Here is a 24,012-nt window from a genome sequence, read left to right on the forward strand (position 1 = left end):
GGTGGCACAATGAGCACCGTTGATATCAAGGCTGCCCAACCAAAGGTCGCCGAAGTCAAGTCTGCGCCGCCGTCCGGCCTTTCGGAATTCTGGTTCTACTTCTCGCGCAACAAGGGCGCGGTGATTGGCCTCGCGATCTTCTTCGTGATCCTCGTCGTGGCGATCTTCGCTCCCTTCGTGGCTCCGCACAGCCCGAGCGTACAGAACCGCGAACTGCTTCTGCTGCCGCCGGCATGGCAGCAGGGTGGTTCCGCCAGCCATCTCCTCGGCACCGACGCCGTCGGTCGCGACATCCTCTCGCGGCTGATCTATGGCGCGCGTTTTTCGCTTTTCATCGGCCTCGTCGTCGTCACCCTGTCGGTGCTGAGCGGCGTACTGATCGGCCTTGTCGCAGGCTATTTCCGCGGCAAGATAGACACCTTCATCATGCGCATCATGGATATCATCCTGGCGTTCCCGTCGCTGCTGCTGGCACTCGTGCTGGTGGCCGTGCTTGGGCCAGGGCTGCTGAACGCGATGATCGCCATCTCGCTGGTGAACCAGCCGCATTTCGTGCGTCTTACCCGTGCTTCGGTCATGACCGAGCGCAATAAGGAGTACGTGATCGGTTCGCAGGTCGCCGGTGCCGGAACGCTCCGGCTGATGTTCAAGACGATCCTGCCGAACTGTCTGGCACCGCTGATCGTTCAGGCGACGCTCGCCTTTTCCGCGGCGATCCTCGATGCGGCGGCGCTCGGCTTCCTCGGCATGGGCGCGCAGCCGCCGACGCCGGAATGGGGCACCATGCTCGCCGAAGCGCGTGAGTTCATCCAGCGCGCCTGGTGGGTCGTCACATTCCCGGGCCTTGCAATCCTCATCACCGTGCTTGCCATCAACCTCATGGGAGACGGCCTGCGCGATGCCCTCGATCCCAAGCTGAAGAGGTCGTGATGTCCCTTCTCGAGATAAAGAATCTCACCGTGGAATTCGAAACGTCCTCCGGCCTCTTCCGGGCGGTGGATGGCGTCTCTCTTTCCTGCGACAAGGGCGAAATCCTGTCGATCGTGGGCGAGTCCGGCTCCGGCAAGTCGGTGTCCATGCTTGCTGTCATGGGGCTTCTGCCGTGGACTGCGAAGATCACTGCGGACCGCATGGCGTTCGACGGAAAGGACCTGTTGCGCCTTTCCGCGCGTGACCGGCGCAAGATCATCGGCAAGGACATGGCGATGATCTTCCAGGAGCCGATGTCGAGCCTCAACCCCTGCTTCACCGTGGGCTATCAGCTCGGCGAGACCCTGCGCATTCACATGGGCCTCGGCCGTGCGGCACGTCGGCAGCGCTCGATCGAGCTCCTTCGGCTCGTCGGCATTCCGGCGCCGGAGGATCGTCTGTCCAACTTCCCCCACCAGATGTCCGGCGGCATGAGCCAGCGCGTGATGATCGCCATGGCGCTCGCTTGCAATCCGAAGCTTCTCATCGCCGACGAGCCGACGACCGCGCTCGACGTGACGATCCAGGCGCAGATCCTCGACCTGCTGGTCCGTCTGCAGAAGGAAAACGACATGGCGCTCGTGCTGATCACGCACGACATGGGGGTCGTGGCGGAAACGGCGGAGCGCGTACAGGTGCAGTATGCCGGCCAGAAGGTTGAGGAGCAGCCGGTGCGCGAACTCTTCCGCGATCCGCACCATCCCTATACCGCAGCGTTGCTGTCCTCCCTTCCGGAGCGGGCGACCGTGGGCGGCAGGCTTCCTTCGATCCCCGGTGTCGTCCCGGGCCAGCATGATCGGCCGACGGGCTGTCTTTTCTCTCCGCGCTGTTCCTTTGCGACCGAACTCTGTTCCGGCTCGGTCGCCCTGCAGGGACCGGAGCTCGGTAACGCGCTGTGCAACTATCCGCTGGTCGGGGGAATCCCGCTGAACCATCCCGGCAAGACTGCCGTGCTGACGAGGGAGATCGCCTGATGAGCGAGGCAGTACTTCAGGGGAAGGACCTTTCCCGCTTTTATTCCGTCTCGCGCGGAATGTTCAAACCGGCGGCCACCGTCAAGGCGCTGAACGGCGTGACCTTCGAGCTTCACTCCGGCCGCACGCTTGCGGTCGTCGGGGAATCGGGTTGCGGCAAGTCCACGCTTGCGCGGCTCGTCACGATGATCGAGGACCCGAGCGGCGGCACGCTGCTGATTGACGGCAAGCCGGCCCATGTCGGCGACAAGGCGCTGCGCAGCCTCGTGCAGATCGTTTTCCAGAATCCCTATGGCTCGCTGAACCCGCGCCAGAAGGTCGGAACGCTGCTCGAGGAACCGCTGGTCATTAACACCAAGGACGACGCGGCAACGCGCCGGCGCAAGGTCGAGGAAATGATGACGAAGGTCGGCCTTCGTCCGGAACACTATGACCGCTATCCGCACATGTTTTCGGGTGGCCAACGCCAGCGTATCGCGATTGCCCGGGCGCTGATGCTGCGGCCGAAGGTGCTTGTGCTGGACGAACCTGTCTCCGCGCTCGACCTTTCGATCCAGGCGCAGGTGCTAAACCTGCTGATGGACCTGCAGAAGGAAATGGGGCTTGCCTACCTGTTCATCTCGCACGGCTTGTCGGTGGTACGCCACATCGCCGACGACGTGATGGTGATGTATCTCGGCCGCCCGGTCGAGACGGGAAGGGCTGAAGAGGTCTTCGCAAATCCGAAGCATCCCTATACGGCCGCCCTGCTGTCCGCGACCCCGGTCGCCGATCCCGAAGGCAAGCGGCAGCGTATCCAGCTGCAGGGCGAGCTGCCTTCGCCCCTGAAGCCGCCGCTCGGCTGTCCGTTCAATCCGCGCTGCTGGCGCGCGACCGACACCTGCCGTCAGCAGATGCCGCTGCTCGAGGGCTCAGCCACGCATCAGTACGCCTGCTTCCATCCGCTTCCCTTGGCCGAGGAAGCACAGGGACACGCAGAGCATGGAGTCTAGCGAGCCTCTTGCCATTGTCGTGATGGGTGTCAGCGGTTGCGGCAAAACCTCGGTCGCCGAGGGAATTGCCCGATCGTTCGGCCTTCGCTTTGTCGAAGGTGACCAGCTACACCCGGCTCGCAATGTCGAAAAGATGTCCAAGGGCATTCCGCTGACCGATGAAGACCGCTGGCCCTGGCTGGAGGTGATCGGCGGCGAAATGTCGGCGTCTCGCGCGCGGGGCGAGGGAATCGTCGTTTCCTGCTCCGCTTTGAAGCGGGTCTATCGCGAGCGGTTGCGCAGTGCCGCAGGTGGCGGGCTTTCCTTCGTGTATCTCAAGGGGAGCCGCGAACTCCTCTTGAGCCGCATGTCCGCCCGCAAGAACCATTTCATGCCGGCGAGCCTGCTGGACAGCCAGCTTGCAACCCTCGAAGATCCGACGGGCGAGTCGGGGGTCGTGGTCGTCGATATCGATGCGCCGCTCGACCGCATCATCGCGGACGCGCTCGGAGCGCTCGATACGGCTGGTGCCCGGTCGAGATAGGGCAGCAATACTGACATTTGTTGAGTGACGCCACCTGTCCGGAGATTCGCATGATCTCCGGCGGCGTGAGGCTGCCCACGAGCCCCCACGGGCCGCAGCGCGTGGGGTGTTGCGCCGGGTTAGTTTCCTGTCTGGAAGATTTAGGGAACGAATTCAACAAAATGTGCAACGCAACCGCTTGCATGAAGTCGTTGTTTCTCCCTGTCAAAACGCAAATTTTGCGTGGTCTTGGCTTACTCCTCCCTGATCCCCAGTGTGCGGCGCAGCGACGATTGCCACTTGATGTGTTTAGTAAAGTAGGTATCACTAAACATAATGCTCAACATGGCGGAGTGAGGGCCGTGCCGGGCATGAGGAAGACGGGAGTATTCGGGGATCGGCGTGGGGCCGTTTCTCAATCTGGGAGGATCGCATGCAAAACGTGAGCAAAACCCTTCTCGGGGTTGCGTCGGCGCTTGCCTTGTCGACAGCACTGCCGAGCCTGGCGAAAGCCGATGAACTGACCCTCTGCTGGGCCGCCTGGGACCCGGCGAACGCACTGGTCGAACTGTCGAAGGATTTCACGGCGCAGACCGGCACGCAGATGAAATTCGAGTTCGTGCCGTGGCCGAATTTCGCGGACCGCATCCTCAACGAGCTCAATTCCGGCGGCAAGCTCTGTGACCTGCTGATCGGCGACAGCCAGTGGATCGGCGGCTCGGCCGAAAACGGCTACTACGTGAAGCTCAATGATTTCTTCGACAAGGAAGGCATAAAGATGAGCGACTTCGCCGAAGCCGCCGTCAATGCCTATTCCACCTGGCCGAAGGGCACGCCGAACTACTGGGCGCTGCCGGCGATGGGCGATGCGAACGCATGGTTCTACCGCAAGGACTGGTTCAACAAACCCGAGATCCAGGCGGAATTCAAGGAAAAGACCGGTCGCGACCTGGCACCGCCGAAGACCTGGGATGAGCTTCTCGAGACCGCCAAGTTCTTCAATGGCAAGGAGATAGACGGCAAGAAGGTCTACGGCGCGGCGATCTTTACCGAGCGCGCCTCGGAAGGCATCGCGATGGGCGCCACCCAGGCTCTCTATCCCTACGGCTTCAAGTACGAGAACACGCCCGGCAAGTACGACATGGACGGGGCCGTGAATTCGGAAGGGGCGGTCAAGGGGCTGGAGGCCTACAAGGAGCTCTACAAGTGCTGCACGCCTCCGGGCTACACCGACGCCTACATGGGTGAGACGCTCGATGCCTTCAAATCCGGGCAGGCGGCGATGGCAATGAACTGGTTCGCCTTCTTCCCCGGCCTTGCCAAGGACGAGAACGTCGGCGGCGACAAGATCGGGTTCTTCGTCAATCCGAAGGAAGCGACAGCCGCCTCGACGCTCGGCGGCCAGGGCATCTCGGTCGTCTCCAATACCGACAACATGGATGGCGCTCTTGCCTACATCAAGTGGTTCGCCCAGCCGGACGTCCAGAAGAAGTGGTGGTCGCTCGGCGGCTATGCCGTGCACAATGCCGTCCTGAACGATCCCTCGTTCAAGGACAGCCAGCCCTTTGCCGCGGACTTCCTCGTTGCGATGAACCAGGTACAGGACTTCTGGCAGGAACCGTCCTACGCCATCCTGCTGCAGGCCATGCAGAAGCGGCTGCACGACTATGTCGTGGCCGACCAGGGCACGGCCAAGGAAGCTCTCGACTCTCTGGTCAAGGACTGGACCGAGGTCTTCGAGGACGACGGGAAGCTCTGATTTCCTCCCCGGGGACCGTCCGGCCAGCCGGCCGGGCGGTCTCGTTCAACGAGACGATAGGTGAAATCAGGTGGACTTCGTGACCGATACCGACACGACACTGCTGGAAAAGGCCGCCGACCGGGCCACGGGCTTAACCCCGGCGCCGCTCGCCAAACGGATCGGGGGCCTTTCCGATCGGGCGATCGCCTGGCTCTTCATCACGCCGACGATCGCACTCCTGCTCGCAATCAATATCTTCCCGCTGATCTGGGCGGTGCGCCTTTCCTTCACGAACTATCGTGCCAACAGGCCGAATGCGGTGCTGGAAAACGTGGGTGTGCAGAACTACCAGCGCGTCCTGACCGACAGCGACATCTGGATCGCGATGCAGACGACCGCGCACTTCGTTTTCTGGACGATCCTGCTGCAGACGCTGATCGGATTTACGCTTGCCTATCTGATCGACAGGAAGTTTCGTGGCCATGCGTTCTGGACGACCGTCATCCTTATTCCGATGATGCTGTCGCCGGCAGTCGTGGGCAACTTCTGGCGGTTCCTGTACCAGCCTCAGATCGGCCTCTTCAACTACATCGTATCGTTCACGACAGGTGTGCCGCCGTCGTCCTTCGAGATGCTCGGCTCCGTGTCGCTTGCGCCCTGGTCGATCATAATCGTCGATACCTGGATGTGGACGCCCTATGTGATGCTGATCTGCCTGGCGGGGCTGCGTTCCATCCCCGACTACATCTATGAGGCTGCGGAAGTCGACCGCGCCTCCGCATGGCGGCAGTTCTGGTCGATCACCATCCCCATGGCGCTGCCGTTCATCATGCTCGCCGTGCTGTTCCGCGGCATCGAGAACTTCAAGATGTTCGACATGGTGATGCTTCTGACCGGCGGCGGGCCTGGCTCCACCACGGAGGTCGCCTCGATTACGCTAAAGCGCGAGGCCTTCGAGAGCTGGCGCACGGGTCGGGCCTCGTCCTTCGCCATCATCCTCTTCGTCGCGGTGTTCGGGCTCGCGAACATCTACGTCAAGGCACTCAACAAGGTGAAGCAGCGATGAGCAACGCCACCTCCGCCCATTCAGTCGTCGAGCCGAGCGCAAGGTCCAAGCGGATCGCCGGCATCATCGTGGTGATTTATGCCATCTGCACCATGGTGCCGCTCGCCTGGATCTTCATGACGAGCTTCAAGTCGCCGCCCGATTCCATCAGCTATCCGCCGAAACTGACGTTCACCCCGACGCTGGAAGGGTACTGCAACCTTTTCACGACGCGTACGCGCCAGACCACCGAGTACATCCAGTCGCTCGGGCCGCCCACCTCGACCTGCGACGAGATCACACGCGGCCGCAACATGGTTATCGCTGGTCCATCGAACTATTGGCCGCGATTCACCAATTCCATGGTGATCGCTTTCGGTTCGACGTTCCTCGCCGTTTTTCTCGGAACGCTTGCCGCTTACGGCTTCTCGCGCTTCCGCATACCGCTTGCCGACGACCTGCTGTTCTTCATCCTGTCGACGCGCATGATGCCGCCGATTGCGGTCGCGATACCGATCTACCTCATGTATCGCGAACTCGGTCTGTCCGACACGGCGCTGGGCATGATCCTGCTCTACACCGCGGTCAACGTCTCGCTCGCGGTCTGGCTTCTCAAGGGATTCATCGACGAAATCCCGCGTGAATACGAGGAAGCGGCCATGATCGACGGCTACAGCCGCATGCAGGCCTTCTGGAAGGTCGTGCTGCCGCAGGCCACGACCGGCATCGCGGCAACCGCGATCTTCTGCCTGATCTTCGCCTGGAACGAATATGCCTTCGCGGTGCTGCTGACTTCGGGCGAGGCCCAGACGGCTCCTCCCTTCATTCCCACCATCATCGGGGAGGGCGGAATGGACTGGCCGGCAGTGGCCGCCGGCACCACCATCTTCCTCGTGCCGATCCTCGTCTTCACCATCCTTCTCCGCAAGCAGCTTCTGCGCGGCATCACCTTCGGAGCGGTTCGCAAATGACGACACCCACATCTGCCAAGCCTCATCGGAAGCGGCTCTTCCTCTTTCGTCGCGGACCGATGGAAAATGTCGCGACAGTGCTGATCGGCCTCGGCTTCCTGATGCTGTTCCAGCCCTTTGCGCTCGTGCTCTACACCTGGTCACTGGCCATGCTGCTGGCTGGGACAGTGATGTTCATCGTCGTATCCAAGTTCCCGGAGTGAACGATGGCAGAGATCAAGGTTGAAAGCCTCCGCAAGCAGTTCGGCGATTTCGCCGCCGTCGAGAACTCGTCGTTCACTGTCCACGACGGTGAGTTCCTGGCGCTGCTCGGGCCGTCCGGCTGCGGCAAGACGACGACGCTTCGCATGATCGCAGGCCTGGAGCTGCCGACGAGCGGCAAGATCTTCCTCGATGGCGAAGACGTGACGTTCAATCGCGCCAGCGAACGCGACATTGCCTTCGTCTTCCAGCTCTTTGCGCTTTACCCGCACATGAACGTCCGCAAGAACATCGGCTTCCCGCTGCTCTCGCAGGGCGTGCCGAAGGCGGAAATCGCGCAGCGGGTGGAGGAGACGGCGCGGCTGCTCCAGATCAGCCACATTCTCGACAGGTCCGTCTCGGGTCTTGCCGGCGGGGACCGCCAGCGCGTGGCGCTGGGGCGCGCAATCGTTCGACGGCCGAAGTGCTTCCTCATGGACGAGCCGCTCGGCACGCTCGACGCGGAGTTCCGCGAAGTGATGGTTCACGAACTGCGGGAACTGCACAACCGCATTCACGCGACGACGGTCTATGTGACCCACGATCAGCACGAGGCGATGGCCATGGCTGACAAGATTGCGGTCATGAACCACGGCGTCATCGAGCAATACGGCACGCCCCAGGAGATCTACAGCCGGCCCGCCTCCATGTACGTCGCGGACTTCATCGGATCGCCGCCGATGAACTTCCTGCGCTTCGCCTCCGGCCTGCGCAAGGGGCTGACGTCCCTTCGGGTCGGGGAGGTCGATATCGCCGTTCCGGAAATCCGGGAGGAGAAGCCCGAAGGCGTCCTGGCGCTCGGCGTGCGCCCCGAGCATATCCGCTTCAGCAACAGTTCAAACTTGCGCGGTTCCGTCTATGGCAGCGAGTACCTCGGCACCAACCAGATCGTTTCCGTCGAGACCCCGCAGGGCATGGTGAAGGCCCGGGTGTCAGCCGATTTGAAGTTCAGCCTCGGGGAAACCGTTGGCCTCGAACTCAACAGCACCAAGCTGTCGCTGTTCGACTGCGCATCGGGCAAGGCCATCCAGTCGTCGCTTTATTCGGGGAACCATCATGGCTGAAATTTCGCTGACCGGCATCAGCAAGCGCTTCGGCGATACCGAGGCGGTGAGCGACCTCAACCTGACGGTGCGCGACGGCGAGTTCGTCGTGCTGCTCGGTCCGACCGGTGCGGGCAAGACGACGACGCTTCGCCTCATTGCCGGGCTTGAGAAGCCGGACAAGGGCCGCATTGCGATCGCGGGCCGCGACGTCGGCTCGGACCAGCCGGCCAGCCGGGACGTCGCGTTCGTGTTCCAGCAGTATTCGCTCTATCCGCACCTGACCGTCTACGAGAACCTCGCCTTTCCGCTTCGCTCGCCGGCAAGACGCCTGCCGGCGGACGAGATCGACGAACGGGTGCGCGAGGTCGCCCGTATGGTTCGCATCGACCACAAGCTGGAGAACCGCTCCACAAGGCTTTCGGGTGGAGAGATGCAACGCGTCGCCATCGGACGGGCCCTTGTGCGCAAGCCGGCGATATACCTGATGGACGAACCCCTGTCCTCCCTCGACGCGAAGTTGCGCGCCGAGCTGCGGCTGGAGCTGAAGCGCATCCAGGCCGAGCTGGGCTCGACGCTGCTCTACGTCACCCACGATCAGATCGAAGCGATGACGATGGCCGACCGCATCGGCATCCTCGCCGAAGGGAAACTGGTTCAGATCGGCACTCCACGGGAAATCTACAGGAACCCGGCCAATCTCCATGTCGCCGCGCGCCTTGGCCAGCCGCACATCAACCTGCTGCCGCAGGGGCTCCTTCCGGATGGCGGCGTGCCGCATGGCACGCATACGATCGGCGCCCGAACCGAGCATTTGGCGATCTCCACCACGGACACGCCGAATGCCGAAATCGACTGGATCGAGCACCTGGGCGACCAGAATCATCTGCATATCAAGGTGGGCAACCATCGGCTGGTGACGCTGGCCGATCCGTATTTTCCGGTGAAAGCCGGCGACCGTATCAACCTCGCGCTCAGGAATCCGCTCTACTTCGGCGCGGACGGGCGGCGGATCAGCTGAGGCGGCAAGGGCCATACCGACGTCAGGACTTGAAGGACGGGATCAGATCGATGAAGCATTTCTACAATCGCAAGGAAGACATCGTGACGGAGGCTCTCGACGGGCTTCTCGCCACGACCATGCCGGGGGAACTTGCACGGCTGGACACTTTTCCGGACATCAAGGTCATCCTGCGCGCCGACTGGGACAAGGAGAAGGTCGCAGTCGTGTCCGGCGGCGGTGCGGGGCACGAGCCGTCGCATCCGGGCTTTGTCGGTCGCGGAATGCTCACGGCCGCCGTTTCCGGCGAGATCTTCGCCTCGCCGAGCGTCGAGGCGGTGCTGACGGCGATCCGCGCCGTCACGGGCAAGCCCGGATGCCTGCTGATCGTGAAGAACTACACCGGTGACCGACTGAATTTCGGGCTGGCCGCCGAGAAGGCCCGTGCCGAGGGATTCGAGGTTGAAATGGTGATCGTGGCGGACGATATCGCTCTGCCCGACATCGCCCAGCCGCGCGGCGTGGCCGGAACCCTCTTCGTGCACAAGATCGCAGGCCATCTGTCGGAGCAGGGAGCATCGCTTCAGGAAATTGCCGCCGCGGCGCGGGCGGCTGCGACGGAGATCACCTCCCTTGGCATGTCCCTGTCTTCCTGCTCGATCCCCGGACAGGCGCATGAGGAAAGGCTCGGTCCGGAGGAAGGCGAGCTCGGACTTGGCATCCACGGCGAACCGGGTGTCGAGAGGATCGCCCTCCAGCAGGCGGCTTCGCTTGTCGCGACGATGGCGGATCGGCTGGCGGCGGCGTTGAAGTCCGAAGGTCACCATGCGCTCCTGATCAACAATCTCGGCGCCGTTCCGCCCATCGAGATGGGCCTCATCGCCCGCGCCGTTCTCGCTTCAAAGCTCGCGGAGCGCGTCAGGCTCATCATCGGCCCAGCACCCTTGATGACCGCTCTCAACATGAACGGATTCTCCCTTTCGCTGCTGAAACTGGATGCCTTGCGTGAAGCGGCGCTCGCCTCGGCGGTCGGGCCGCGCGCCTGGCTTGCGCCCGTGGTGCGCCATGAGGTTGCGGTGATCGCGGCTCCCAAGCCACGGACCCTTCATGCTGAGTGGACGGCGAGCGCCGATCCCGCCAACGAAAAGCTTCTTTCCGCAATCTGTGACCGGCTGGTTTCGCTGGAGGCGGATCTGAACAGGCTCGATGCCCGCACCGGCGATGGCGATACAGGCTCGACGGTTGCCACAGGCGCGCGAAGCGTTCTCGCCCAGAGGGCGACGCTTCCCCTTGCGGATCCGGCGGCGACGCTTGCGATCATCGGCAATACGCTCGGCACCAGCATGGGTGGATCAAGCGGCGTGCTGCTTTCGATCTTCTTCACGGCCGCTGCCCAGAAGCTTTCCGAGGGTGCCGGCGTTCCGGATGCCCTGCTGGCGGGGCTCGAACGGATGACCTTCTACGGGGGAGCGTCGCCGGGTGACCGGACCATGGTCGATGCACTCGATCCGGCGCTGAGGGCTCTGCGAGAAGGCGGAGCTGCCGCCGCGGCGCGCGCCGCACGGGCGGGGGCGGACGCAACAAAAACAATGACGCGAGCCAAGGCCGGGCGTTCTTCCTATCTCGGTGAGCGCGATCTGGAAGGTGTCGCCGACCCGGGGGCGGAAGCGGTTGCATCGGTTTTCGAGGCGATCGCCGTTCTTGAGTAGAGCGATACGGCAGGAGTGCGGAGCGGCATCGCTTTCGTGATTGCGTCAGAACAACGGGGTGGAAAACTTTCGCGTTCAACAGGTATGCGGAAGCGATTGACCGGAGCGGCGGAAGGGCGAGGGAGGGGAGAGTGGAGGTCGATCGGGCGCTCGTGCTGGGACTGATCGAAGCCTGCCGGGAGATCATCGCGCGTCACGCCGATCACCTCTCGGAACTCGACCGTGCGATTGGGGACGGGGATCATGGCACCAACATGCGCCGGGGCTGCGAGGCGGTGTACGCCGATCGTGAGACCCTCGCCGGCTTGCCCTTTCCCCAGGCAGTGGAGCGTATGGGCATGACACTGGTCATGAGCATCGGAGGCGCCGCAGGCCCGCTCTATGGAACCCTCCTGCTTGAGATAGGCCGAAATCTCGCGGCCGGTGACGGCGCGGTTTCCTTTGGCGATGCGCTGGGCCCGGCGGTGGAGGCGGTTGCGCGGCGAAGCCGGGCAAAGGAAGGTGAGAAGACCTTGCTAGACGTGCTTTACCCAGTGCGGGCCGAAGTGGTAAGGCGGACCGCTCTCCCCGACATAGCGGACAGGGCGGATGCTTCCGCGCAGCGGACCATCGCCATGAAGGCGATGCGCGGCAGGGCCTCCTTCCTCGGAGATCGTTCCATCGGCCATATGGATCCGGGTGCGTTCAGTTGTGCGCTCCTGACCACGGCCATCTGCCGCCACCTCATGGAGTACCGACCGGCATGAACGGCAAAGGCGCAAATGTGGGGATCGTGATCGTTTCGCATTCGCCGCTCGTGGCGCAAGGCACGGCGGACATGGTGCGCCAGATGGTCGGCGACTGCGTGCCGCTCGCCTGGTGCGGGGGGAACGTGGGAGGAGGGCTGGGCACCAACGTCGCCGGCATTCTGAAAGCGATCGAGGAAGCCTGGTCCGATGCAGGCGTCGTCGTGTTCGTGGATCTTGGTGGGGCCGAGACGAACAGCGAGATGGCGATCGAGATGCTCGGGGCTGAGCGGGCCGAACGGGTAGCGATCTGCAATGCTCCTCTTGTCGAGGGCGCCGTTATCGCGGCTGCAGAGGCCTCCGGTGGTGCCTCCCTTTCGCGAGTCGTCGCAACAGCGGAGGAACTGTCTCCGTGACTTATCGCAGGGACGACATGGCTGCCGGTAAGGAGCACTCGACGGAGCGGGCGAGGGCGGAGATCGAGGTCGTGCACGACATCGGCCTGCATGCGCGCCCCTCGGTCGCCTTCACGCGGCTCGCCAAGTCGTTTCCCTGCGCCATCGAGATCGAGGTCAACGGAAGCGGCATCTGGCTCAATGGAAAGAGCATCGTGAAGGTCATGGGCGCGCGGATCCGCAAGGGTTCCAGCCTCGTCCTTCGCGCGCATGGAGGCCGCGCCGAGGAGGCGGTGAGGGCGTTGAGGGAGCTCATCGAGCGGAACTTCGACGAGGGCGGGGACCATGTCCGACACACCTAGGCCGGCCCCTTTCACGATCGTCGGGCAGGGTGCCTCGCCGGGCCTTGCCGGAGGACTGGCCTTCATCGCCACGCCGGTCAGGCAGCTCCAGATGAACGTGCCCGCGGACCAGGGCGTGCAAGTGCTTTCCGACGCGATCGCCACAACTGTCGACGCCCTGCGGGACCTTTCTTCCAGAACGGACGAAGAAAGTGCGGCGATCCTGGAATTCCAGATCGAAATGTTGCTAGACCCGGTGCTCGTGGGGCCTGCCATGGAGCTGATCCGTAAGGGAGGGGACCCCGCCCTTGCCTGGGTTTCGGTGCTGGACGGTCACATTCGCGGTTTCGAGGAATCCGACGACGAGCAGATGCGGGCACGGGCGGCGGACCTCGCAGACATCAAGAACGGTGTCCTGAGGGCGCTGAGCGGGGAAGGGTGGCCGGATTTTCCGGTGGGTTCGGTCTTCGTCGGAAGCGATATCGCGCCGAGCCTCTTCCTGTCGCACGATTGGTCCGGCGGGGGTGGCATCGTTCTCTTCAAGGGCAGCGCGGTGAGCCATGTCGCGATGCTTGCCCGCAGCCTCGCAGTGCCGATGGTCGTCGGGATAGGGTCGACGCCGATTTCCGGCGGAACGCCGCTCCTGATCGACGGGTCGCTCGGCACGGTGTCCTCCTGCCCGGGATCCGGCGAGATCGCGCGATCATCCCGTGAGAGCGACACGCACGTACCTCCGGTATCCGCAGGCGGTAGGGGGCCGGTTTTTCGCAAAAAAGCCGGTCTGCCCGTCGGCATCTTCGCCAACATCAACGCCGTCTCCGAACTCGACGGGATCGACATCGACGCGATCGACGGGGTCGGACTGTTCCGCTCAGAGTTCCTGATGGCGACGACCGCCGACCTTGCCAACGAGCAGCGGCAGTTCGAGGCCTATTGCACCATTCTCCGCTGGGCCGGCGACAAACCGGTAACGATCCGTCTCCTCGACTTTGGCGGCGACAAGCCTCTTCCCGGAACGCTCGGCGGGCATGCCCCCCCGCTCCTCGAACTGCGCGGCGTCCGCCTCCTTCTTGCGATGCCTGAGATCCTGCGCATTCAGGTACGCGCGCTGTTGCGGGCGGCGGCCTTCGGCAACCTTCGGGTCATGGTTCCCATGGTCACGGTTCCCTCCGAACTCGAGGCGATCCGGGGCGTCTTCGAAGCGGAGGGGAATGCGCTGGAGCGCCGGGCGGTCATCTTCCGCAGGCCCTTGATCGGGATGATGGTGGAAGTGCCCGCGGCCGCCCTCATGCTGGAGAGTTTCGGCATGGCGGACTTCTTTTCACTCGGCACGAACGATCTCGCGCAATATCTGGCGGCTGCATCCCGGCAGGACGCCGAGGCGGCGGGGTTGCACGCGGCCATCGCTCCCGCTGTTCTTCGCCTTGCCGGGCAATGCGTGAAGACTGCGGCCCGCATGGGCAAGCCGATTGCAATATGCGGGGACATGGCCGGCGATCCGGATCGGATCCCCGGCCTCGTCGCGATCGGGTTGCGCGCATTCTCGATGGCGCCTTTGCGAATTGCGTCGGCCTGCCTGAAGATCGCCGAACTCCCGGCAAGCGAACGGATGGTCGCGGGAGGTTCGGATGGCGCGTGAGACCGTCGAAGAGGCCATCATCGGCTACAAGACCATCCTGTCGGCCATCATCGACAATCGGCCGTCCGGCACGCGCCAGCGCCTCGCCCAGGCGCTTGGCAAACATCGCAGCTTCGTCACGCAGATCACCAGCCCGAGCTATGCGACGCCCTTGCCTGCGCGCCACCTCAGGACGATCATGCGGGTCTGTCACTTCAGCTCCGCCGAACAGCAACGTTTTCTCGATGCCTATCAGGTGGCGCATCCGGGAAAATTGCCGGAGCTGGGCGCACCGGAAGGCTCGCGCCACCTCTCGCTGATGGTGCCGGATCTGGGAGACGAGCAGAAGAACCGGGCCCTCGACGATGCGATAGGCGAATTCGTCGCGAGACTAGCGATCGTCATGCGGAGCGACGGGCGGGACTGAGGGCTCGGCTGATCGTTGAGACTGATTTCCGCTTGCGGAACATATTGCGGGTCTGGAGGAGCCCGGCCGCCTTCACTAGTATCGAGGCGGGGGAGAACGGAATGAAGAAATTCATCAACAGCCCGGAAGCGATGGTCCTGGAAAGCCTGCGCGGTTTCGTTGCGGCCAACGCGGATCTCGTCGCCTTCGGGGCACAGGAAAAATACGTACGCCGGAGTGCGTTGAAGCAGGGCAAGGTTGCGATCGTATCCGGCGGCGGGGCCGGTCACGAGCCCATGCATAGCGGTTTCGTCGGCCATGGCATGCTCGATGCGGCCTGCACTGGCCACGTCTTCACCTCTCCAACCCCCGACCAGATCCTTGCCGCGGTGGAGGGAACCGAAACCGGTGCCGGCACGCTGCTGATCGTGAAGAACTACGACGGCGATGTCATGAACTTTGAGATGGCGGCTGAAATGGCGGTCGCGCGCGAGGGGCGCAGCGTGGCGACGATTATCGTCAGTGATGATATCGCCGTGCACGATGCACGACGCAGCTCCGGCCGCAGGGGGGTGGCGGGAACGCTGGTCGTGGAGAAGATCCTCGGCGCGGCAGCCGAGGCCGGGATGGATTTATCCTCGCTCGTGAAGCTGGGGGAAGCGGTGGTGCGGGACACGCGCACCATGGGAGTCGCCCTGAGGGGCGCGACGGTGCCGGATACGGCCCGCGAGACTTTCGTGCTCGGTCCGGACGAGATGGAGGTCGGGGTGGGGATCCACGGCGAACCCGGCCGGTCGCGAGAGGCGTTCGGCGATGCGGAAGCCATCGTCGCGATGGTGTGCCAGTCGATCCTTGCGGATCTCGACGAGGGTATGGCCGGCGAATTCCTGCTTCTCGTGAACGGGTTCGGCGGAACGCCGGTTTCGGAACTCTACCTGGTCTATGGGATCGCCCGCCGTATCTTCGAGAGCTGCGGACTGACCGTGGGCCGCTCCCTTGTTGGGACCTACGTGACGTCGCTCGACATGGCCGGCATGTCGATCACGCTTTCCCTGCTCGACGGCGAACGCAAGCGCCTGTGGGATGCGCCGGTCGCAACGCCAGCGTTGCGCTGGGGCATCTGAGACGCCACATTTGGGCGCGCGGCGGTCTAGCGCCTGTCATGGACAGGTCTTATAGACAGTGCATCGCCGCCAAGAGAATGCCCGTTGGCGAAGGGTGCAGGCTCCACGAGCCGTCCCGGGGCGCAAATCCAGACGTGTCAGGAACGAAAAATGGATATTAAACGCTTTGAAACCGGTGCCCGCATGAGCCAGGCTGTCGTGCACAACGGCACCGTCTATCTGGCAGGCCAGGTTGGCGTCGCCGGCCACGATGTCGCGACGCAGACCCAGCAGGCGCTTGCCGAGGTCGATCGCCTGCTGGCGCTTGCCGGCACCGACAAGAGCCGCATCCTTTCCGCCCAGGTCTGGCTTGCCGACATGGCGGACTTTTCCAAGATGAACGCCGTCTGGGACGCCTGGGTTTCCGCGGGCAATGCCCCGGCACGCGCAACCGGCGAATCCAAGCTCGCAGCGCCGGAATACCTCGTCGAGGTGATCGTGGTCGCGGCTCTCGCCTGATCTTCGGGCCAGGTTGCAGCGATCAAAGAAAAGGCCGCGCGTTCTTTCCGGACGCGCGGCCTTTTCATGTTCGAAGCGAGGTTGCCCCCTGAAGTGCCTTGTCAGGCCGACCGTGCCACCCGGGCCTTCTCGTTGAAGAAGAGCGCCTGGCTGATCAGGGCCTTCACCATTTCGGGATTGAAGGGTTTGGTCACGAGGAACGCTGGTTCCGGCCTTTCGCCGGTCAGCAGCCGTTCGGGGAAGGCCGTGATGAAGATGACCGGCACGCTGCCGGTGGTCAGGATCTCGTTCACCGCATCGATCCCCGAGCTCCCATCCGCAAGCTGGATATCCGCCAGCACCATGCCCGGCGAGGTGCGATAGTAGAGCTCGACCGCCTCGTCTCGCGTGCGGGCGATGCCGGTCACGCGGTGGCCGAGGCCTTTTACCATGTCCTCGATGTCCATCGCGATCAGCGGCTCATCCTCGATGATCATGATGTCGGTGGCCACCTGGTTCGAGATTTCGCGCGAGGCTTCGTCGAGCAGGGCATCGAACTTCTCTTCAGGAATGTCGAGAATGTCGGCGGCCTCCGAGCGCTCGAACCCCTCGACCGCGACAAGCAGGAAGGCCTTGCGGGCAGTGGGGGAAACATTGGCGAGGTGGGCGGCTGCGTTCCGCTCCCAGCCGAACGGCGAGGAAACGTCGGCTAAAGTGACGTGAATACTGTCGAATAGCGTGCAATAGAGCCGAAAAATGGCGATCCGATCACTGGAACGCTTGGGGTAGAGCGTTATATCAGCAACAAGTGCTTCCAGCATGGCGGCCACATAGGCGTCGCCGGAAGTCTGGGAGCCGGTTACGGCGCGTGAGAACCGCCTGAGGTAAGGAAGGTGTGGGGCGATCCGGGTTGATAGCGACATGTATGTTCTCCCTGTATTGTTCCATGATAAGACGAACCATTGCGGGATTCAGGAAGCGGAAACGCTTTTGTGCCACGGTAGATTCGTCTTGCTGTATGCGGTTTTCGGCAGAAGGAAGTCCGAATTCGATAGTGGGGATGGCCAACGATGAGCCGGTTCAATGATGAGAGCGACAAGGCCGGGCGCGCCTCCCAGGGATCTGCCGTCTTCGACCCCAAAGGCGTCGTGGGACGGAAGCTCAAATCCTTCTACGATGTGATTGAAACCGAACCGGTTCCTAGTCACTTGCTGGACCTTCTCGAACAGCTGGATGAAGCGGAACGCAAATCCAAGCTCGGTAAGTGACCGGGCATTCCCATTCACCGCGCAGGCATACGAACGAAACGGGCCGAAGCCCGTTTCTCCGCCTGCGCATTTCAGCGCTATATCAGCAACTTGCGGTGTAGCGACGGCCATAACGGTCCCTGTAGACGCAACGGCCAGGCTCGCTTGCGTGACCGATGAGCGCACCACCGACGCCGCCGATCGCCGCACCGGCGAGCGCACCGCCAGCCTTGCCGGTCACGGCGCCGCCGATAATGGCGCCCGAGGCTGCGCCAATCGTTGCACCGCGTTCCGTGGGCGTGCAGGACGCGACGGTGACGGCCGAAACGATGAGAGCCGTGGCGACAAGCAGATTCTTTTTCATGCTGGGTTCTCCCTGAAATTGGCGAATAAGGTGGACCTTAAATACGTCCCATCAAGACAAGCACGAGAAGAATGACAATGACAAGTCCGAGTCCACCAGAGGGTCCATACCCCCAGGCACGGCTATAGCCCCAATTCGGCAAGGCGCCGATGAGGAGCAGGATTAAAATTACAAGCAGAATGGTGCTCAGCATCGGCCCGTCCTTCTTCACCAGTAACATTCAGACGGGCCAGTAACGCACCACCGCAGTTTTTGTTCCCGGCCCAAGCATTGGCGGGAAAGGGTGGCATCACTTCTGTTGGGGCAGGCATCGCTCCAATCAATTTCATGCGATTTAGAGGCCCTGCGGAACTTTCCCGCCGGAGCTTCCATTCTCTTTTGTCGCTTTAACAGGGGGACAGGAAATGGAACACATTGCCGCGATCATGATCCTTGTTGGCTGCAGCGGAACGAGCACCGCCTGCACGGAGCTTCCCGCGCCACAGGCGGTGTTCGAGACCATGGAGGATTGCAATGGCGCACTCGCCACGGCGATCGGCGCTGCGGGAGGCAAGGCGCGGATCGTCCGTGCGAAGTGCGCGAGCATCGATCCTGCCTGGGAAGAGGAAGACGTCCAGATTTCGTGGGATATCACGCGCAACGGACAGTTGGACATCACGGTTACCAACGCCGCCGACGATCCCACCGCATTCGAATACGACATCGCGGGACGGTGACGAGGAGCGGCGTGGCTTGCCGAAAGAATGGCGGAACCTTCTTCGATCAGGGACATTTCCCCAGCACATGGTCCACCAACGAGGAAAGGAAACGCCATGAACTGGGATATCATCGAAGGCAAGTGGAACGAGTACAAGGGCAAGGCCCAGACGCAGTGGGGCAAGCTGACGGACGATGATCTTGACGTGATCAATGGTCGACGCGTCGAACTCTCCGGCAAGATCCAGCAGCGTTATGGGATCGCCAAGGATGAGGCCGAGCGCCAGATCGACGAGTGGGAACGCCGTCACTGACGGTTCGCTGAACCGGCTTTGAACTGGCATATAAGAAATGCCGCTGTGACCGTCCGGTCGCGGCGGCATTCTTCGTTTTGCATGGGCCCTGACGGCGTTTGGGATGCGAAAGCGAATGCTTGTGGAACCGCGCGGGAACTTTCAAAGGGTTCGCGCGTTTCCTTGCCGAACCATAAAGAGGAGTTCGGTCAATGCTTTACTACGCACTTGTGTTCATGGTGATTGCGATCGTCGCCGGTCTTTTCGGTTTCGGCGGCATTGCCGGCGCATCGGCCGGTATCGCGCAGATCCTGTTCTTTGTATTTTTGGCCCTTCTGGTCCTGTCGTTGATCGCCGGTCTTTTCAGGCGCGTATAGAACGACAGTTGACCTCTGAGGGAGGAGAGGGCGGCGCCAGCGAGCGCCGCCTTTCTTTTTGCGGTCTTCGTCGACGCGAGATTCATATATCGACGGTGAACTTCACCCTGTCGGCCGCGAAACGCGAGCGGGAGAACTGAATGGGTTTACCCGCCATGTCGGTATTGATTGCAGTGGTCACCAGCAGGATCGCACCCGGCGAAAGCTTCAGGTCCTGGAGATCCTCTGCCTCGGCATGGGTCGCTGAGATTTCCGTCGAACGGCGAACGTAATCCTCCACGCCGAGCTTTTCGAATGCGCGCGTGATCGAGCCTGTTGTCTGGTAAAGTTCGCCGATGCCCGCAAAACGGTCCGCGGGAAAGTACCCTGTCGATCGCGAGATCGGGCGCCGGTCAGCGGTGCTGAGCGTTTCCAGCCTGATGCACGAAGCTCCACTCGCAAGGCCGAGGGCTTTGGCCACGACAGGACTCGCAACCTCTGTCGCCTGTTCTAGCAAGCGGCCCTCAGTTTCGCTCGCCTGATCGCCAAGGCCCCTTGAAAAGCGGGTGCGGCGCGAGATCGGAAAGGTCAGGCTGTCACGGCGCTCGATGCGCGTGCCTATGCCCTGGATGCCCCGCACGAGGCCCTCGTCGGCAAGCGAAGCGAGGGCGCTGCGCACCGTATGACGGTTGACGCCGAACTGTGCGGCGAGAGTCGTCTCGGGCGGCATCATCCCTGTGTCGTCGAAGTCTCCGTTGTTGATCGCCAGTCGCATCCGGTCTGCGATCTGCCGCCATAGTGCGATGCCGGTCTGGCGCTCGATCATTCTTTCCCACCCCTGTCATATCGCTGTCACGACGGAATCGTATTAGGATCCTTAGTTGTATGGTTGTCTAGATTAATAGACATTTGGAGATGAGGCAATGAATTCTTCCAAAGGCGATGCGGATTTCGCCGGCGGCACGCCCGAACGGCAGAAGGCCATGGGCGTCCTCGCGAGAGCGACGAGAGCCGAACTCGAGGCGGCGTGGAGCGGACTTCCGGAAAAGCCCGAGGTCTTTCCCGTTCGCGGACCTGAGACCGGGCTGGTGATGGTCCGCGGCCGGATTGGCGGAGGCGGTGCACCATTCAATCTCGGCGAAGCGACTGTGAGCCGCGCGAGCGTGAGGCTTGCGGATGGAACGGTCGGTCACGGCCAGGCGCTCGGCACGGATCTCGAGAAGGTCCGGCTTGCCGCCGTCTTCGATGCGCTCCTGCAGGTATCCTCCAGCAGCCTGTGCGTTCGCCAGGTTGTCGCCTCGGTCGAGGAACGCATCGCCGCGGAACAGGCCCGCAGGCAGCGCCAGACGGCGGCCACGCGGGTCGACTTTTTCACGATGGTCAGGGGAGACGATTGATGCCGATGCAAGCGCAGACCTTTTCAGGCGCCTTCTCCGAACCCGTTTTCCAGTCGCAGGCAGTGTTCCGCACGCTGATGGACTGCATGGCCCGTCCGGGCACGATCGGCCGCATCGAAACCGTCGTACGGCCGCCGAAGCCGCTCTCGCCTGCTGCGGGCGCCGTGGCACTCACACTTTGCGATCACGAGACGCCCGTATGGCTGACGCCGGCGCTTGCGAAGTCGTCCCTGCCGCAATGGCTGGCTTTCCACGCCGGTGCGACCGTCACGGAAGACAAGCACCTGGCGCGCTTCGCCTTCGTCGAGGCGGGCGCTCCGATGCCGGGTCTTAGCCTGTTCGCGCAGGGAACGCAGGAATACCCCGACCGTTCGACCACGCTCGTGGTCGAACTCGATGCGCTCGAAGGCGGCCAGTCACTCCTCCTCAAGGGACCCGGAATCCGGGACGAGGCAACGATTGCGCCGATCGGGCTGCCGGAGACCTTTTTGCTGCTCTGGACCGCAAACCGTCAGGGCTTCCCGCGCGGAGTGGATCTCGTTCTCGTGGCCGGCGAAAGGGTCGTCTGCCTTCCACGCACCACCAACATCGACAAGCGGGAGGGCTGAACCATGTACGTTGCCGTCAAGGGCGGGGAAGCCGCCATCGCAAATGCCCATCGCCTTCTCGCCGATCGCCGCCGGGGTGACCGCTCGCTTCCGGCTATCGGCCTCGAGCAAATCGTCGAGCAGCTCGGCCTCGCCGTCGACCGCGTCATGTCCGAGGCATCCCTCTACGACCGGTCGCTTGCAGCACTCGCGATCCGACAGGCTCGGGGCGACATGATCGAAGCGATCTTCATCCTGCGCGCCTATCGTACGACGCTCCCCCGCTTCGGCGCGTCGAAGCCGGTGGAGACCGCATCCATGCTCGTCGAGCGCAGGGTCTCCGCGACCTACAAAGACCTGCCGGGAGGCCAGCTTCTCGGACCCACCTTCGACTATACGCATCGTCTCCTGGATCCGTCGCTAATTGGCGATGGGCCTGTCGATGCCGCACTGGAGCGGGAAGGCGAGGCGGAGCCCGTGATGCGGGTCTCCGACATCCTTTCCGGCGAAGGCCTCGTCGAGGAGGACGGCAGTCTGCCCGAGGGCCATGTGCCGGGAGATCTTACGCGCGAGCCGCTGGAGTTCCCGATGGCGCGCGACCTGCGACTGCAGGCGCTTGCCCGTGGCGACGAGGGCTTCCTGCTGTCGCTCGGCTATTCGACGCAGCGCGGCTTCGGCAGCACGCACCCCTTCGTCGGTGAGATTCGCATAGGTGATGTGGAGGTCGATCTCGAGCTGCCCGAACTGGGCTTTGCCGTCTCCCTGGGCACGATTCAGGTGACGGAGTGCCAGATGATCACGCAGTTCAAGGGATCGGCCAAGAACCCGCCGCAGTTCACGCGCGGCTACGGCCTCGTCTTCGGACAGAACGAGCGCAAGGCCATGTCCATGTCGCTCGTCGACCGGGCGCTTCGGGCAGGCGAGTTCGGCGAAGACGTCGTCTCCCCTGCGCAGGACGAGGAATTCGTGATCTCCCACTCCGACAACGTGCAGGCGACCGGCTTCGTCGAACATCTCAAGCTGCCGCACTACGTCGATTTCCAGGCGGAACTCGATCTCATGCGCCGCATGCGGCGCGAATACGAGGAACGCAACCGGGACGAACCCGGCAACGAGACACTGGAGGCAGCCCAATGATGGCCGCAACAACTGAACTCGCAACCTACAACTTCGCCTATCTCGACGAACAGACAAAGCGCATGATCCGCCGCGCTATCCTGAAGGCGATCGCCATTCCCGGCTACCAGGTACCTTTCGCCTCGCGCGAAATGCCGATGCCCTACGGCTGGGGCACTGGCGGCGTGCAGGTGACGGCGGCGATCCTCGGGCCCGACGATGTGCTGAAGGTCATCGACCAGGGAGCAGACGACACCACGAATGCGGTATCCATCCGGGCCTTCTTCCAGAAGGTCGCCAATGTCGCCGTCACCACGAGAACTCCCGAAGCGACGATCATCCAGACCCGCCACCGGATACCGGAGGAAAAACTGACGGCCGGCCAGACGCTGGTTTACCAGGTGCCGATCCCCGAACCCCTGCGTTTCCTCGAGCCGCGCGAGACAGAGACCCGGAAGATGCACGCGCTGGAAGAGTACGGCCTGATGCATGTGAAGCTCTACGAGGACATCGCCAAGAACGGCCACATCGCCACGACATACTCCTATCCGGTGAAGGTCGAGGGACGATACGTGATGAGCCCTTCGCCGACGCCGAAGTTCGACAATCTGAAGATGCATATGTCGGAGGCGCTGCAGCTCTTCGGGGCAGGGCGCGAAAAGCGCATCTATGCCGTGCCGCCGTTCACGAACGTCGTCAGCCTCGATTTCGAAGACCATCCCTTCGAGGTCCAAAAGTTCGACAAGCCCTGCGCGCTGTGCGGTGCCGAGAACGTCTACCTCGACGAGGTCGTGCTCGATGACAGGGGCGGACGCATGTTCATCTGCTCCGATACCGATCACTGCGAGGACCGCCGCGACCACGGGCACCGTGGCCACATGCTCGCCTACGGCAAGGAGGCCGCCCAATGACCGACGCTCCGCTCCTGAAGGTGCACGACGTCTCGAAGTTCTATGGTCCGCGGACCGGGTGCCGCAACGTCTCGTTCGAACTATGGCCGGGCGAGGTGCTGGCGATCGTCGGCGAATCCGGATCCGGCAAGACGACTCTCCTGAACTGCCTTGCAACGAGGTTGATGCCGACCTCGGGTTCGGTGGAATACCGGATGCGTGATGGCCAGCTGCGCGAGCTGGCACGGATGAGCGAGGCTGAACGCAGGTTTCTCATGCGAACCGACTGGGGTTTCGTGCATCAGAACCCCGCCGATGGCCTGCGTATGACGGTATCGGCAGGCGCCAATGTCGGCGAGCGGCTGATGGCAGTCGGCGAACGCCACTACGGCAATATCCGGGATACCGCCGGCGACTGGCTTCGCCGCGTGGAGATCGGTCTTGACCGGATCGATGACCAGCCGCGCGCCTTCTCCGGCGGCATGCGCCAGCGTCTCCAGATCGCCCGCAATCTCGTGACCTCGCCCCGTCTCGTCTTCATGGACGAGCCGACCGGCGGCCTCGACGTATCGGTCCAGGCGCGTCTCCTCGATCTGGTTCGTGGCCTCGTTCATGACCTCGGGCTTTCCGCGATCATCGTCACGCACGACCTCGCCGTCGCACGCCTGCTTTCCCATCGCATGATGGTGATGAAGGACGGAGTGGTGATCGAACAGGGGCTGACCGACCGCGTGCTGGACGATCCGCGCGAGCCCTACACCCAGCTACTCGTTTCCTCCATTCTGCAGGTGTGA

At 63.0% G+C, this 24,012-nt stretch carries 31 protein-coding genes; 27 read left to right on the forward strand and 4 right to left on the reverse strand.

Going from position 1 to position 24,012, the window contains the following annotated elements; translation table 11 throughout:
- Positions 1-9: 9 nt before the first annotated feature.
- The 18 genes from F3Y30_RS06815 to F3Y30_RS06900 all read left to right on the forward strand — a co-directional run bounded on the left by F3Y30_RS06815 (position 10) and on the right by F3Y30_RS06900 (position 16,293).
- Positions 10-930 carry an ABC transporter permease subunit gene (locus F3Y30_RS06815; protein WP_203425730.1) on the forward strand — a complete coding sequence of 307 codons (921 nt, stop codon included), beginning with the start codon at positions 10-12 and terminating at the stop codon, positions 928-930.
- Positions 930-1,943, forward strand: coding sequence for an ABC transporter ATP-binding protein (locus F3Y30_RS06820; protein ID WP_203425731.1), 1,014 nt, complete (start codon positions 930-932; stop codon positions 1,941-1,943). The genes F3Y30_RS06815 and F3Y30_RS06820 overlap by 1 nt, the downstream gene beginning before the upstream one ends.
- Positions 1,943-2,935 (forward strand): peptide ABC transporter ATP-binding protein, encoded by a 993-nt coding sequence (locus F3Y30_RS06825; protein WP_203425732.1) that lies wholly within the window; start codon positions 1,943-1,945, stop codon positions 2,933-2,935. Before F3Y30_RS06820 ends, F3Y30_RS06825 begins: the two co-directional genes overlap by 1 nt.
- Positions 2,925-3,458, forward strand: a complete 534-nt coding sequence (locus F3Y30_RS06830) for a gluconokinase (RefSeq protein WP_203425733.1) — start codon at positions 2,925-2,927, stop codon at positions 3,456-3,458. Before F3Y30_RS06825 ends, F3Y30_RS06830 begins: the two co-directional genes overlap by 11 nt.
- A gap of 412 nt (positions 3,459-3,870) precedes the next feature.
- Positions 3,871-5,196 carry an extracellular solute-binding protein gene (locus tag F3Y30_RS06835; RefSeq protein ID WP_203425734.1) on the forward strand — a complete coding sequence of 442 codons (1,326 nt, stop codon included), beginning with the start codon at positions 3,871-3,873 and terminating at the stop codon, positions 5,194-5,196.
- A gap of 79 nt (positions 5,197-5,275) precedes the next feature.
- Positions 5,276-6,244 (forward strand): sugar ABC transporter permease, encoded by a 969-nt coding sequence (locus F3Y30_RS06840; protein WP_203425735.1) that lies wholly within the window; start codon positions 5,276-5,278, stop codon positions 6,242-6,244.
- A complete protein-coding gene (locus tag F3Y30_RS06845; RefSeq protein WP_203425736.1) occupies positions 6,241-7,194 on the forward strand; it encodes a carbohydrate ABC transporter permease in 954 nt (317 codons plus the stop codon). The genes F3Y30_RS06840 and F3Y30_RS06845 overlap by 4 nt, the downstream gene beginning before the upstream one ends.
- Positions 7,191-7,397 (forward strand): hypothetical protein, encoded by a 207-nt coding sequence (locus tag F3Y30_RS06850; protein ID WP_203425737.1) that lies wholly within the window; start codon positions 7,191-7,193, stop codon positions 7,395-7,397. Before F3Y30_RS06845 ends, F3Y30_RS06850 begins: the two co-directional genes overlap by 4 nt.
- A 3-nt stretch (positions 7,398-7,400) precedes the next feature.
- Positions 7,401-8,498 (forward strand): ABC transporter ATP-binding protein, encoded by a 1,098-nt coding sequence (locus F3Y30_RS06855; RefSeq protein ID WP_203425738.1) that lies wholly within the window; start codon positions 7,401-7,403, stop codon positions 8,496-8,498.
- Positions 8,491-9,498, forward strand: a complete 1,008-nt coding sequence (locus F3Y30_RS06860) for an ABC transporter ATP-binding protein (RefSeq protein ID WP_203425739.1) — start codon at positions 8,491-8,493, stop codon at positions 9,496-9,498. The genes F3Y30_RS06855 and F3Y30_RS06860 overlap by 8 nt, the downstream gene beginning before the upstream one ends.
- A 50-nt stretch (positions 9,499-9,548) precedes the next feature.
- Positions 9,549-11,186 (forward strand): dihydroxyacetone kinase subunit DhaK, encoded by a 1,638-nt coding sequence (locus F3Y30_RS06865; RefSeq protein WP_203425740.1) that lies wholly within the window; start codon positions 9,549-9,551, stop codon positions 11,184-11,186.
- Positions 11,187-11,317: 131 nt separating this feature from the next.
- Positions 11,318-11,932, forward strand: coding sequence for a dihydroxyacetone kinase subunit DhaL (gene dhaL / locus F3Y30_RS06870; RefSeq protein ID WP_203425741.1), 615 nt, complete (start codon positions 11,318-11,320; stop codon positions 11,930-11,932).
- Complete coding sequence (dhaM, locus tag F3Y30_RS06875) at positions 11,929-12,327, forward strand: dihydroxyacetone kinase phosphoryl donor subunit DhaM (RefSeq protein ID WP_203425742.1); 399 nt, start codon at positions 11,929-11,931, stop codon at positions 12,325-12,327. The genes dhaL and dhaM overlap by 4 nt, the downstream gene beginning before the upstream one ends.
- Before the next feature lie 17 nt (positions 12,328-12,344).
- Positions 12,345-12,668: an HPr family phosphocarrier protein gene (locus tag F3Y30_RS06880; protein WP_203426510.1), complete on the forward strand. Its 324-nt coding sequence runs from the start codon at positions 12,345-12,347 to the stop codon at positions 12,666-12,668.
- On the forward strand, positions 12,652-14,286 hold the full coding sequence (locus F3Y30_RS06885) for a putative PEP-binding protein (protein ID WP_203425743.1): 1,635 nt from the start codon (positions 12,652-12,654) through the stop codon (positions 14,284-14,286). The genes F3Y30_RS06880 and F3Y30_RS06885 overlap by 17 nt, the downstream gene beginning before the upstream one ends.
- Complete coding sequence (locus tag F3Y30_RS06890) at positions 14,276-14,692, forward strand: hypothetical protein (RefSeq protein ID WP_203425744.1); 417 nt, start codon at positions 14,276-14,278, stop codon at positions 14,690-14,692. The genes F3Y30_RS06885 and F3Y30_RS06890 overlap by 11 nt, the downstream gene beginning before the upstream one ends.
- Positions 14,693-14,793: 101 nt before the next feature.
- Positions 14,794-15,795 (forward strand): dihydroxyacetone kinase subunit DhaK, encoded by a 1,002-nt coding sequence (gene dhaK, locus F3Y30_RS06895; protein ID WP_203425745.1) that lies wholly within the window; start codon positions 14,794-14,796, stop codon positions 15,793-15,795.
- A gap of 150 nt (positions 15,796-15,945) precedes the next feature.
- Positions 15,946-16,293, forward strand: coding sequence for a RidA family protein (locus F3Y30_RS06900; RefSeq protein WP_203425746.1), 348 nt, complete (start codon positions 15,946-15,948; stop codon positions 16,291-16,293).
- A 101-nt stretch (positions 16,294-16,394) separates the two neighbouring features.
- Here F3Y30_RS06900 and F3Y30_RS06905 read toward each other — a convergent pair whose 3' ends face one another.
- The gene (locus tag F3Y30_RS06905) at positions 16,395-17,195 is read right to left on the reverse strand and encodes a response regulator (protein ID WP_203425747.1); all 801 of its coding nucleotides are present in this window, start codon (positions 17,193-17,195) and stop codon (positions 16,395-16,397) included.
- Positions 17,196-17,342: 147 nt separating this feature from the next.
- On the opposite strand from F3Y30_RS06905, the gene F3Y30_RS06910 reads away from it, so the two are divergent.
- Positions 17,343-17,540 carry a NepR family anti-sigma factor gene (locus tag F3Y30_RS06910; protein ID WP_203425748.1) on the forward strand — a complete coding sequence of 66 codons (198 nt, stop codon included), beginning with the start codon at positions 17,343-17,345 and terminating at the stop codon, positions 17,538-17,540.
- An 82-nt stretch (positions 17,541-17,622) separates the two neighbouring features.
- On the opposite strand, the gene F3Y30_RS06915 is transcribed toward F3Y30_RS06910, so the two are convergent.
- Both F3Y30_RS06915 and F3Y30_RS06920 read right to left on the reverse strand, forming a co-directional pair.
- Complete coding sequence (locus F3Y30_RS06915; RefSeq protein ID WP_203425749.1) at positions 17,623-17,883, reverse strand: glycine zipper domain-containing protein; 261 nt, start codon at positions 17,881-17,883, stop codon at positions 17,623-17,625.
- Positions 17,884-17,920: 37 nt separating this feature from the next.
- Entirely contained in the window at positions 17,921-18,076 is a 156-nt protein-coding gene (locus tag F3Y30_RS06920) for a DUF3309 family protein (RefSeq protein WP_203425750.1), read from the reverse strand.
- 211 nt (positions 18,077-18,287) lie between these two features.
- Here F3Y30_RS06920 and F3Y30_RS06925 point away from each other — a divergent pair, with 211 nt between their 5' ends.
- The 3 genes from F3Y30_RS06925 (at position 18,288) to F3Y30_RS06935 (ending at position 19,249) form a co-directional block, all read left to right on the forward strand.
- Entirely contained in the window at positions 18,288-18,599 is a 312-nt protein-coding gene (locus tag F3Y30_RS06925; RefSeq protein WP_203425751.1) for a hypothetical protein, read from the forward strand.
- Positions 18,600-18,695: 96 nt separating this feature from the next.
- Positions 18,696-18,893 carry a CsbD family protein gene (locus F3Y30_RS06930; RefSeq protein ID WP_203425752.1) on the forward strand — a complete coding sequence of 66 codons (198 nt, stop codon included), beginning with the start codon at positions 18,696-18,698 and terminating at the stop codon, positions 18,891-18,893.
- Between the two features lie 191 nt (positions 18,894-19,084).
- On the forward strand, positions 19,085-19,249 hold the full coding sequence (locus F3Y30_RS06935) for a DUF1328 domain-containing protein (protein WP_203425753.1): 165 nt from the start codon (positions 19,085-19,087) through the stop codon (positions 19,247-19,249).
- 82 nt (positions 19,250-19,331) lie between these two features.
- Here F3Y30_RS06935 and phnF read toward each other — a convergent pair whose 3' ends face one another.
- Positions 19,332-20,054, reverse strand: coding sequence for a phosphonate metabolism transcriptional regulator PhnF (gene phnF / locus F3Y30_RS06940; protein ID WP_203425754.1), 723 nt, complete (start codon positions 20,052-20,054; stop codon positions 19,332-19,334).
- Between the two features lie 97 nt (positions 20,055-20,151).
- On the opposite strand from phnF, the gene phnG reads away from it, so the two are divergent.
- Genes phnG through phnK form a run of 5 tightly spaced genes read left to right on the forward strand, consistent with a single transcriptional unit; the run spans position 20,152 to position 24,012 of the window.
- Positions 20,152-20,625, forward strand: a complete 474-nt coding sequence (gene phnG, locus F3Y30_RS06945; protein WP_203425755.1) for a phosphonate C-P lyase system protein PhnG — start codon at positions 20,152-20,154, stop codon at positions 20,623-20,625.
- Positions 20,625-21,233: a phosphonate C-P lyase system protein PhnH gene (gene phnH / locus F3Y30_RS06950; RefSeq protein WP_203425756.1), complete on the forward strand. Its 609-nt coding sequence runs from the start codon at positions 20,625-20,627 to the stop codon at positions 21,231-21,233. Before phnG ends, phnH begins: the two co-directional genes overlap by 1 nt.
- Positions 21,234-21,236: 3 nt before the next feature.
- Positions 21,237-22,349 carry a carbon-phosphorus lyase complex subunit PhnI gene (locus F3Y30_RS06955; RefSeq protein WP_203425757.1) on the forward strand — a complete coding sequence of 371 codons (1,113 nt, stop codon included), beginning with the start codon at positions 21,237-21,239 and terminating at the stop codon, positions 22,347-22,349.
- Positions 22,349-23,239: an alpha-D-ribose 1-methylphosphonate 5-phosphate C-P-lyase PhnJ gene (locus F3Y30_RS06960; protein WP_203426511.1), complete on the forward strand. Its 891-nt coding sequence runs from the start codon at positions 22,349-22,351 to the stop codon at positions 23,237-23,239. The genes F3Y30_RS06955 and F3Y30_RS06960 overlap by 1 nt, the downstream gene beginning before the upstream one ends.
- Positions 23,236-24,012 carry a phosphonate C-P lyase system protein PhnK gene (phnK, locus tag F3Y30_RS06965; RefSeq protein WP_203425758.1) on the forward strand — a complete coding sequence of 259 codons (777 nt, stop codon included), beginning with the start codon at positions 23,236-23,238 and terminating at the stop codon, positions 24,010-24,012. The genes F3Y30_RS06960 and phnK overlap by 4 nt, the downstream gene beginning before the upstream one ends.

The sequence above is a fragment of the Sinorhizobium sp. BG8 genome, assembly GCF_016864555.1.
Taxonomy (GTDB): Bacteria; Pseudomonadota; Alphaproteobacteria; order Rhizobiales; family Rhizobiaceae; genus BG8.

Excerpts from the sequence above, each read along its gene's own strand:
- F3Y30_RS06815 (WP_203425730.1), top strand. The coding sequence starts at position 10 with ATGAGCACCGTTGATATCAAGGCTGCCCAACCAAAGGTCGCCGAAGTC.
- F3Y30_RS06820 (WP_203425731.1), top strand. The coding sequence starts at position 930 with ATGTCCCTTCTCGAGATAAAGAATCTCACCGTGGAATTCGAAACGTCC.
- F3Y30_RS06825 (WP_203425732.1), top strand. The coding sequence starts at position 1,943 with ATGAGCGAGGCAGTACTTCAGGGGAAGGACCTTTCCCGCTTTTATTCC.
- F3Y30_RS06830 (WP_203425733.1), top strand. The coding sequence starts at position 2,925 with ATGGAGTCTAGCGAGCCTCTTGCCATTGTCGTGATGGGTGTCAGCGGT.
- F3Y30_RS06835 (WP_203425734.1), top strand. The coding sequence starts at position 3,871 with ATGCAAAACGTGAGCAAAACCCTTCTCGGGGTTGCGTCGGCGCTTGCC.
- F3Y30_RS06845 (WP_203425736.1), top strand. The coding sequence starts at position 6,241 with ATGAGCAACGCCACCTCCGCCCATTCAGTCGTCGAGCCGAGCGCAAGG.
- F3Y30_RS06850 (WP_203425737.1), top strand. The coding sequence starts at position 7,191 with ATGACGACACCCACATCTGCCAAGCCTCATCGGAAGCGGCTCTTCCTC.
- F3Y30_RS06855 (WP_203425738.1), top strand. The coding sequence starts at position 7,401 with ATGGCAGAGATCAAGGTTGAAAGCCTCCGCAAGCAGTTCGGCGATTTC.
- F3Y30_RS06860 (WP_203425739.1), top strand. The coding sequence starts at position 8,491 with ATGGCTGAAATTTCGCTGACCGGCATCAGCAAGCGCTTCGGCGATACC.
- F3Y30_RS06865 (WP_203425740.1), top strand. The coding sequence starts at position 9,549 with ATGAAGCATTTCTACAATCGCAAGGAAGACATCGTGACGGAGGCTCTC.
- dhaM (WP_203425742.1), top strand. The coding sequence starts at position 11,929 with ATGAACGGCAAAGGCGCAAATGTGGGGATCGTGATCGTTTCGCATTCG.
- F3Y30_RS06880 (WP_203426510.1), top strand. The coding sequence starts at position 12,345 with ATGGCTGCCGGTAAGGAGCACTCGACGGAGCGGGCGAGGGCGGAGATC.
- F3Y30_RS06885 (WP_203425743.1), top strand. The coding sequence starts at position 12,652 with ATGTCCGACACACCTAGGCCGGCCCCTTTCACGATCGTCGGGCAGGGT.
- F3Y30_RS06890 (WP_203425744.1), top strand. The coding sequence starts at position 14,276 with ATGGCGCGTGAGACCGTCGAAGAGGCCATCATCGGCTACAAGACCATC.
- dhaK (WP_203425745.1), top strand. The coding sequence starts at position 14,794 with ATGAAGAAATTCATCAACAGCCCGGAAGCGATGGTCCTGGAAAGCCTG.
- F3Y30_RS06900 (WP_203425746.1), top strand. The coding sequence starts at position 15,946 with ATGGATATTAAACGCTTTGAAACCGGTGCCCGCATGAGCCAGGCTGTC.
- F3Y30_RS06905 (WP_203425747.1), bottom strand. The coding sequence starts at position 17,195 with ATGTCGCTATCAACCCGGATCGCCCCACACCTTCCTTACCTCAGGCGG.
- F3Y30_RS06910 (WP_203425748.1), top strand. The coding sequence starts at position 17,343 with ATGAGCCGGTTCAATGATGAGAGCGACAAGGCCGGGCGCGCCTCCCAG.
- F3Y30_RS06915 (WP_203425749.1), bottom strand. The coding sequence starts at position 17,883 with ATGAAAAAGAATCTGCTTGTCGCCACGGCTCTCATCGTTTCGGCCGTC.
- F3Y30_RS06920 (WP_203425750.1), bottom strand. The coding sequence starts at position 18,076 with ATGCTGAGCACCATTCTGCTTGTAATTTTAATCCTGCTCCTCATCGGC.
- F3Y30_RS06925 (WP_203425751.1), top strand. The coding sequence starts at position 18,288 with ATGGAACACATTGCCGCGATCATGATCCTTGTTGGCTGCAGCGGAACG.
- F3Y30_RS06930 (WP_203425752.1), top strand. The coding sequence starts at position 18,696 with ATGAACTGGGATATCATCGAAGGCAAGTGGAACGAGTACAAGGGCAAG.
- F3Y30_RS06935 (WP_203425753.1), top strand. The coding sequence starts at position 19,085 with ATGCTTTACTACGCACTTGTGTTCATGGTGATTGCGATCGTCGCCGGT.
- phnF (WP_203425754.1), bottom strand. The coding sequence starts at position 20,054 with ATGATCGAGCGCCAGACCGGCATCGCACTATGGCGGCAGATCGCAGAC.
- phnG (WP_203425755.1), top strand. The coding sequence starts at position 20,152 with ATGAATTCTTCCAAAGGCGATGCGGATTTCGCCGGCGGCACGCCCGAA.
- phnH (WP_203425756.1), top strand. The coding sequence starts at position 20,625 with ATGCCGATGCAAGCGCAGACCTTTTCAGGCGCCTTCTCCGAACCCGTT.
- F3Y30_RS06955 (WP_203425757.1), top strand. The coding sequence starts at position 21,237 with ATGTACGTTGCCGTCAAGGGCGGGGAAGCCGCCATCGCAAATGCCCAT.
- F3Y30_RS06960 (WP_203426511.1), top strand. The coding sequence starts at position 22,349 with ATGGCCGCAACAACTGAACTCGCAACCTACAACTTCGCCTATCTCGAC.
- phnK (WP_203425758.1), top strand. The coding sequence starts at position 23,236 with ATGACCGACGCTCCGCTCCTGAAGGTGCACGACGTCTCGAAGTTCTAT.